This is a genomic window from Pseudomonas sp. SF2, assembly GCF_036858055.1.
Classification (GTDB): domain Bacteria; phylum Pseudomonadota; class Gammaproteobacteria; order Pseudomonadales; family Pseudomonadaceae; genus Aquipseudomonas.
This window is the reverse complement of record NZ_JAMBDI010000069.1, coordinates 20,673-23,734: the sequence shown is the minus strand read 5'-3', so window position 1 is coordinate 23,734 and position 3,062 is coordinate 20,673. Positions and strand designations below refer to the sequence as shown.

General features: G+C 55.0%; 3 protein-coding genes and 1 pseudogene. 3 read left to right on the top strand and 1 reads right to left on the bottom strand.

Annotated features, from left to right (window positions below; all coding sequences use genetic code 11):
- From M2S36_RS24425 to M2S36_RS24415, 3 genes and pseudogenes are all read left to right on the top strand, one after another.
- Positions 1 to 352 (top strand): annotated as a pseudogene (locus tag M2S36_RS24425) (PAAR domain-containing protein); the annotation flags it as partial.
- Entirely contained in the window at positions 345 to 734 is a 390-nt protein-coding gene (locus M2S36_RS24420; protein ID WP_241106502.1) for a hypothetical protein, read from the top strand. The pseudogene M2S36_RS24425 and the gene M2S36_RS24420, both read left to right, overlap by 8 nt.
- A 106-nt stretch (positions 735 to 840) precedes the next feature.
- Positions 841 to 1,356 (top strand): hypothetical protein, encoded by a 516-nt coding sequence (locus tag M2S36_RS24415; RefSeq protein WP_333958001.1) that lies wholly within the window; start codon positions 841 to 843, stop codon positions 1,354 to 1,356.
- Between the two features lie 393 nt (positions 1,357 to 1,749).
- Here the strand turns inward: M2S36_RS24415 and M2S36_RS24410 are convergent, their stop codons facing one another.
- Positions 1,750 to 2,814: a TerC family protein gene (locus tag M2S36_RS24410; protein WP_207833822.1), complete on the bottom strand. Its 1,065-nt coding sequence runs from the start codon at positions 2,812 to 2,814 to the stop codon at positions 1,750 to 1,752.
- Positions 2,815 to 3,062: the final 248 nt, after the last annotated feature.

The window sequence follows — 3,062 nt, the reverse complement described above, 5'->3', positions numbered from 1 at the left end:
CAGCAAGTACCTTGAATATGGTGGGTATGCTGCGATTGGGCTGGGTGGAGGTTCTTCATATCTAAAAGTGCAGGAAGTGTGTCGGGCCGGTGAAACTGGTGATTGTAAAAAGGTTCGATTCACTGAAACGGGTAGCTTCGCGGGGGGCTTGGGAGGAGGCATGCTTGGCGCTTGGGCGGGAGGTGCTGTTGCGACTGCCCTATGCGGGGTTTTCTCAGTCGGTACTGGTGGGCTTGGCGTTCCGGTATGCGGGATTGTCATCGTTGGTGCCGGCTCTGCAGTAGGGGCTGAGGGCATTGGCGCTCTAGGAGAGAAGGGCGGTGAAGTGCTTTATGAGGTGGCAGATGATTGACTTTGAAAGTTGGCCGCCACTATTTAAGCTAGCATTCCTGATTGGTCCGTTTGCCATTGGGATGTCAGGTCTTGCTATAAACGTGCAAATCGCGATGTCTCGTGATTATAAAGTCGCTTTGTCAGCTATCACAAGCAACCCTTACTTGGAGCAAATGAAGCTTGTTTGGGGAGGAGTAAACCTGAGGTCTCGCTGCTTGTTGTTAAGCACGGTGAGCGCTTTGGTCGCGTTTCCCAGGCTGCATCTATATATGGGCTGGCTTGATGAGCAGGAACTTAAGGACTTTCCACCGTTCTTGAAGCGAAAAATGATTATAGCAGTGTGGCTGATATCTATTTCGCTGCTTTGGGCATTGATTGGTTACGTTATGATTAAAGTCTAACGATACCTCAGGCCCGCATTTGCGAGTCTTCCTTTTTTTGCCCAGCCTTGTTCCTACTATCAGAGACTTGCAGCCGCACAGGTGCTGCTGCAATTGGCCGAGCACGATGCCACATTGCCAATTTAACAAACAGCTGAACCTGAGCAGCTATGAGCGACTGAAGAAGAGCTTGAACATTTTGACCAAAAGCCTTGTGCACCATTGGTCGAAGGCGGGCGGGCCGGGGCAGATTCCGGGGTATGGGACGCATCTGGACAAAGTGGCGCGGCTCAGCAAGTACCTTGAATATGGTGGGTATGCTGCAATTGGGTTGGGTGGGACTTCGTCTTATCTGAAAGTGCAAGAGGTTTGTCGAGCTGGTGAGACTGAAGCTTGTAATAAGGTCAGGCTGACCGAGACAGGAGGTTTTGCTGTTGGGACCGCCGGAGCCATGCTTGGTTCCTCAGGAGCAACCCTTGTATCTGGAACAATATGTGCCGTTATTACTATGGGCTCTGCAGGTCTGGCCGCGCCAGTGTGCGGCATAGTGCTGGTGGGAGCCAGCGGTATGGCTGGAGGAGTGCTGGGCGGGATGCTCGGTGAGTCGGTAGGCGAAGTTATTTACGAGGCGACCAGTGATTGACATTACTGGCTGGCAACCACTTGCCAAATTGGTAATTCTACTCAGCCCTTTTGTTATCGGCATGCCAGGGCTAGTCCTTAGTGCTGTCTCGACGTTGACAAAAGATTATGGCATCGCTTGCTCGGCCATTACGAGCAATCCCTATTTCGAAAGCATTAAGCGTGCATGGGGTTCTGGATCATTTAAGTGGCGCTGGATGACCCTTTGTACGGTGAGTGGACTAGTTGCATTTCCGTGGCTAGTACTGCGTATGGGGCAACTGGATGTCGGTGAGTTAAATGCGTTTCCGCGGAAGCTTAAGCGTAGGTTGAAGATATCCGCGTGGCTAATCATGACTGGTTTCATCTGGATGGTGGTTGTATGGGCACTATTTAAATTCAAGTAGAGCGGGGATCAGACCCGCATCTGCGGGTCTTCCTCTTTCTGGCTGGCTGTACTATCGGCATTTGAAGGCTGTCTGGATTGAGCCTCCTTGCTTTCCGGCTTCTCCCTCCGAGTCTTGAGCAACGAAACCACCACCCCACCCAGCAACAACCCGAACGTCACCCCCAACGACAGCAACGCCGGCACCTTACCCACCATGCCGTGATAGAAGATTTTGCAGCCAATGAAGATCAACACCAGCGCCAACGCGTACTTGAGGTACACAAACCGGTGCATCAACGCCGCCAGCGCAAAATACAGCGAGCGCAAGCCGAGGATAGCGAAGATGTTCGAGGTGTAGACAATGAACGGGTCTTGGGTGATGGCGAAGATTGCCGGCACGCTGTCGACGGCGAACACCAGGTCGGCCAATTCGATCAGTACCAGTGCCATGAACAGCGGGGTGGCATAGCGCACTGCCTTGTGCTCCCCGGGCGGGGTCTGGTGCACGAAGAAGTGCGAGCCGTGGATCTGCTCGGTGACCCGCATGTGCCGGCGCACGAACTTCAGGATCGGGTTGTTGGCCAGGTCGGGACGGCTGTCTTCTTTCGACAGCGCCATCTTCACCCCGGTAAACAGCAGGAAGGCACCGAAGATATACAGCACCCAGGCGAAGTTCTGCACCAGCGCCGCGCCCACGCCGATCATGATCGCCCGCAGGAACACCACCCCGAGGATGCCCCAGAACAGCACGCGGTGCTGGTAGCGGCGGGGGATGGCGAAGTAGCCAAAGATCATCGCCATGACGAACACGTTGTCCATCGACAGCGACTGCTCGACCAGGAACCCGGTGTAGAACTCCAGCGCCGACTGCGCACCCAGCTGGTACCAGACCCCGGCGCCGAACAGCACGCCGACGCTGAAATAGCCCGAATACAGCAGCAGGCTTTCACGCATTTCGATTTCCCGGTCGTGGCGGTGCAGCACACCCAGGTCGAGTACCAGCAAACCGATGACGATGGCCATGAACACCAGCCACAACCAGGTGCTGGTACCGAGGAACGGGGTGGTGAGGAATACCTGTAGAGCTGTCATGAGCCCCTCCTTGAATGTCGACGTTGCATGGCAACAGTGATCCGACATGGCGGCCTGGCAGCCGTCAGAGGGGCCCGGTATCACATGGGCTTGAGCCTAGACCCGTTTGCCGGTGATGCCGAATGGGGAGCTGTTACATTTCTTTGCCAGGCTGGCACACAGTGTACGCACGCACCCTTTAGGAGCAGCACATAAGTCATTGAATTAGCAGGGACCCTGTGGGAGCGGCTTTAGCCGCGAACACCGGC